Below are 4,082 nucleotides of genomic sequence, written 5' to 3'. Positions count from 1 at the left end.
GATCTACACGATCTGACCAGTTACCCGGCGGTGATCACCCCGTTGGACGGCAGCAGCCCGAGGATCGCGTTCGCCGTCGTCGTCTTGCCGGAGCCGGACTCGCCGACGACGGCCACCGTCTCCCCGGGGGCGATCGTGAGGTCGACGTCCTCGACCGCCAGGGCCGTGCGTCCGCGCTGGCGGTAGCCGACGGACAGTCCGGACAGTTCCACGATAGGACCGGTGTCGGCCCGCGCGGCCGGGCCGTCGAGGGCCGCCTCGGTGCTCATCGCTGGATCTCCTCGAAGGTGCGGGCGATGTGGTTGAGGCTGAACACGACCAGACCGACGAACAGACCGGGCAGCAGCGACAGCCAGGGGCTGGTGATGAGGAAGTTGCGGCCGTTGGAGATCAGTGTGCCCCACTCGGCGGCGGGCGGCGGCGTGCCGAACCCGAGGAAGCTCAAGGAGGAGATGGTGAGCACGGCCGTGCCGAAGTCGAGCACCGCGAGCACGGACACCGGCCCCCACGAGTTCGGCAGGATGTGGCGCAGCAGCACCCGGCCCCAGGAGGCGCCGCCGGTGCGCGCCGCCTCCACGTAGGGCTGTTCCTTCACCCGGAGCACCTCGGCTCGGGTGGTGCGGGCGAAGGTGGGGGTGATGGTGACCCCCACAGCGATCGCGATCGGCAGCAGGCCGAACCCGAGCGCGGTGACGATCACCAGGGTCATCAGCAGCATCGGGATCGCCAGCAGGATGTCGATGATCCGCATGAGCACGCTGTCGACCCAGCCGCCGAAGAAGCCGGCGACGACGCCGATGGCCAGGCCCGCGACGATGGCGATGAGCACCGCACCGCCGGTCGCCTTGATGGTCAGGGTGGAGCCGTGCAGGACCCGGCTGAACAGGTCCCGGCCGAGTTCGTCGGTGCCGAACAGATGGTCCAGGCTCGGCCCCTTCAGTTTGTCGGTCGGGGCCGTCGCGGACGGTTTGTACGAGGTGAACAGGGAGGGTAGGAGGCCCGACACGATCACGAAGGCGACGAACAGCGCGGCGAGGACGAACCCCGGGCGGCGCAGCAGCGGTCCGGCCGCTGCGAACAGGTCGTCCCGGCGCCGCCGATTCTCCCCGCCCGCACCGGCGTCGCCCACCGCTGCTGCCGGTGCGGGTGCCGGTGCGGCGGTCGACGCCGCCCGCCGCCGCGAGATCGGTCGCGACGGCAACCGGCGCAACCGGTGGCGCGGCCGCGGCGGAGGCGGCGGCGCGGGCTTCGGCGGCGCGCTGCTCCGGCGCCGCGACGAGGTCGGGCCCGCGGTCGGGCACGCGGTCGGACTTCGGGGAGAGGATCTTGTCGGGCATCGGTGCGGTCCCCCTCAGGCTGCTCGACCCGCGCGTGCCACGCGCGAGTAGAGCAGGTCGACGAGCAGGTCGACCACGACGAACAGGGCCGCCGCGATCAGGACGATGGCCTGGACAACCGGCACGTCCTGGCCGAGCACCGCCTGCTGTGCGAGCTGGCCGATGCCGTTGCGGGAGAACACCGTCTCGACGACGACCGCGTTGACGACGGTGTACCCGACGAGCACGCCGAGCAGGGTCAGCGCTGGCAGCGAGGCGTTGCGCAGCGCGTGGCGGACCTGGATCGCCCAGCGGGACAGGCCCTTGGCCCGGGCGGTGGTGATGTAAGGCTCGCGCCAGGTGTCGTTGAGGCTGCGGGTGAGCAGCTGGGCGAGCATCGCGGAGCCCGGCAGGGCCAGCGTGATCGCCGGCAGCACCAGGGTGCGCCAGCCGTGGGTGCCGGTCGCGGGCAGCCAGGTCAGCGAGAACGAGAAGATCTGGATGAGCAGCAGCCCGACGAAGAACTGCGGCAGCGAGACGCCGACGGCGGGCAGCCGGGCCAGCAGCGTGCGCGCCGGGCGCCATTGGACGTAGGTGGCGAGGAAGGCGATGCCCAGGCCGAGCACCAGCATGACCACGACCGCGACGGCGGTGAGCGTGATCGTCGAGGGCAGCTTGTCGGTGATGAGCGAGCCCACCGAGACGTTCTGCGTCAGCGACATCCCGAAGTCGAGGTGCAGCGCCCCCACAGGTGGTGGAAGTACTGCATGATGATCGGGTCGTCCAGGGCCGTATTGCGCCTTGAGGTCGTGCAGCTGCGCCGCGGTGAGCTGGCTGACGTCGGCGCCGCCCGCGCTGAGCTGCAGGGTGATCGGGTCGCTGGGCAGGACGTTCAGGATGATGAAGGTGACCGTGTAGGCCGCCCAGAGCACGAGAAGTGCCTGGGCGAACCTACCGGCGAGATAGCGGGGCATGTGGGTACCGGTCCTACGATGGTGGGTTCCGGTCCTGGGTTGCGGGGTCCTACTTGGACAGCCAGATGTCGTTGGCGCGCAGGAAGCTCTCCGAGGTCCACGCGAAGCCGTGCACCTTGCCCGAGACGCCGGCGGTCTGCAGCCGGTCGTAGAGCGGGTAGGCCACCCCGTTGTCGATCAAGGCGTCCTGCAGGTCCTTGTAGGCGGCGGCGCGCTGGGTGGGGTCGGCCGTGGACAGCCCCTTGGCGAACAGTGCGCTGATCTTCGCCGCGGTCGCCGGGTCCTGGGAGTACTTCGCCGTGTACTGCTTGGACACGGCCTGGTCGAGCGACGAGCCGAGCACGCTCGGGTCCGCCCGGGTCAGGTAGCCGCCGGAGAAGTCCCAGTCGCCGGCGTTGCCGGTCGGGGTGAGCTGCGCGGCCGTGACGACCTTGATCTGGTAGTCGATGCCGACCTTCTTGAGCTGGTCCTGCACGAGCTGGTCACCGGGGCTCGCCGCGTTGGTCAGGTAGGTCAGGGTCAGCTTCTTGCCGTCCTTGTGGCGGTAGCCGTCGGAACCCAGCGCCCAGGCGGCGCCGTCGAGCAGCTTGCCCGCCCCGGCGGGGTCGTAGGCGAGCTTGGCGGACTGGTCCGCGGCGTACGGGGTGGTCGAGGTCACCGAGCTCTTGGCCGCCGGGTAGCCGTCCCAGTACACGGTCTTGGCGTAGCTGTTCAGGTCCAGGGCCTTGTACAGCGCCTTGCGCACCTGGAGGTCGGACAGCGGCCGGCCGGCGGTGACGTTCGGGACGAGCAGCCCGATGATGCCGGGCAGGGCGCGGGTCTGGATGGTGGTGCCGGAGGCCTTGATGACCTCCTGGTCGGCGGAGGTGATCGGCTGGCGCGGCCAGGCGATGTCGATCGTGCCGTTGGTCAGGCTGCCGACCCGGACGTTGTCCTCGGCGATATAGCTGACGTCGATGCCGTCGAGGTACACCGCGCCCTTGTTGGTGATCAGCGAGCTGGGCCAGGCGTAGTCGGTGCGCTTGGTGAGCTTCGCCGACTTGCCGGCCGAGTAGCTGTCGAGGGTGAACTCACCCGAGCCGACGATCTTGCCGGCGCAGCGCGCCTCGGGTGTCTCCTTGTAGGTCGCCGGCGACAGGATGGCCGTCGTCGTCGAGGAGGCCTGCAGGAACGCGGCGTTGGGCGTGGCGAAGTCGACCTTGACGGTGTACGGGTCGACGACGGTGGTCGACTTGTAGCCGGCGAGGTAGGTGAGGCCGAGCGTCGACTTGGCGCCGAGGTCGTGCAGCCCGTCGTAGGCCGTCTTGACCGCGGTCGCGTCGAGCTTGGTGCCGTCGCTGAACGTCACGTCCTTGCGCAGGTTGAACGTGTACGAGGTGACGTCAGGGCTCACCGTCCAGCTCGTGGCGAGCCAGGGGACGATCTTGCCGGTCTTGGGGTCCTGATCGGTCAGCGAGTCGGCCAGGTTGCGGTCGATGCTGCGGGACTCGATCCAGTACACCTGGTTCGGGTCGATGCAGGACTGGAAGTCCGACCAGAAGGCGATCTTCAGGCGGCCACCGGGGACGGGCTTGCCGTCCTGGGCGCCGCCGGCCGCGGAGGTTCCGGAGGTCGCGGAGCTGGAGGAGCCGCCGCTCCCGCAGGCCGCGAGGGAGACGGCCGCGAGGACGGAGACGGCTGTAGCGGCCAGCCGTCGCCTCGTTCGGTAACGGTGCGACGTGGACATGGTGATGGTGCTCCCCCTTGTGACGTTCCGCGACAAGCGGACGGGATGGACGGGACGGACGGGACG

The 4,082-nt window shown here is 70.0% G+C and carries 3 protein-coding genes and 1 pseudogene; all 4 read right to left on the bottom strand.

All coding sequences use genetic code 11. The features are described 5' to 3' along the window. Positions 1 to 20 precede the first annotated feature (20 nt). Positions 21 to 269, bottom strand: a complete 249-nt coding sequence (locus G6R25_RS29345) for an ATP-binding cassette domain-containing protein (RefSeq protein WP_272871466.1) — start codon at positions 267 to 269, stop codon at positions 21 to 23. Further along, positions 266 to 1,129, bottom strand: coding sequence for an ABC transporter permease (locus G6R25_RS22245; protein WP_205447351.1), 864 nt, complete (start codon positions 1,127 to 1,129; stop codon positions 266 to 268). Before G6R25_RS22245 ends, G6R25_RS29345 begins: the two co-directional genes overlap by 4 nt. 222 nt (positions 1,130 to 1,351) lie before the next feature. After that, positions 1,352 to 2,290: pseudogene (locus G6R25_RS22240) on the bottom strand (ABC transporter permease). Between the two features lie 49 nt (positions 2,291 to 2,339). Then, positions 2,340 to 4,016 (bottom strand): ABC transporter substrate-binding protein, encoded by a 1,677-nt coding sequence (locus G6R25_RS22235; RefSeq protein ID WP_163554448.1) that lies wholly within the window; start codon positions 4,014 to 4,016, stop codon positions 2,340 to 2,342. Positions 4,017 to 4,082 lie beyond the last annotated feature (66 nt).

Source organism: Candidatus Frankia alpina (genome assembly GCF_902806485.1).
GTDB classification, from domain to species: Bacteria; Actinomycetota; Actinomycetes; order Frankiales; family Frankiaceae; genus Frankia; species Frankia alpina.
Note: the sequence above shows the minus strand (reverse complement) of the source record. Positions and strands in the feature narration are given on the sequence as shown.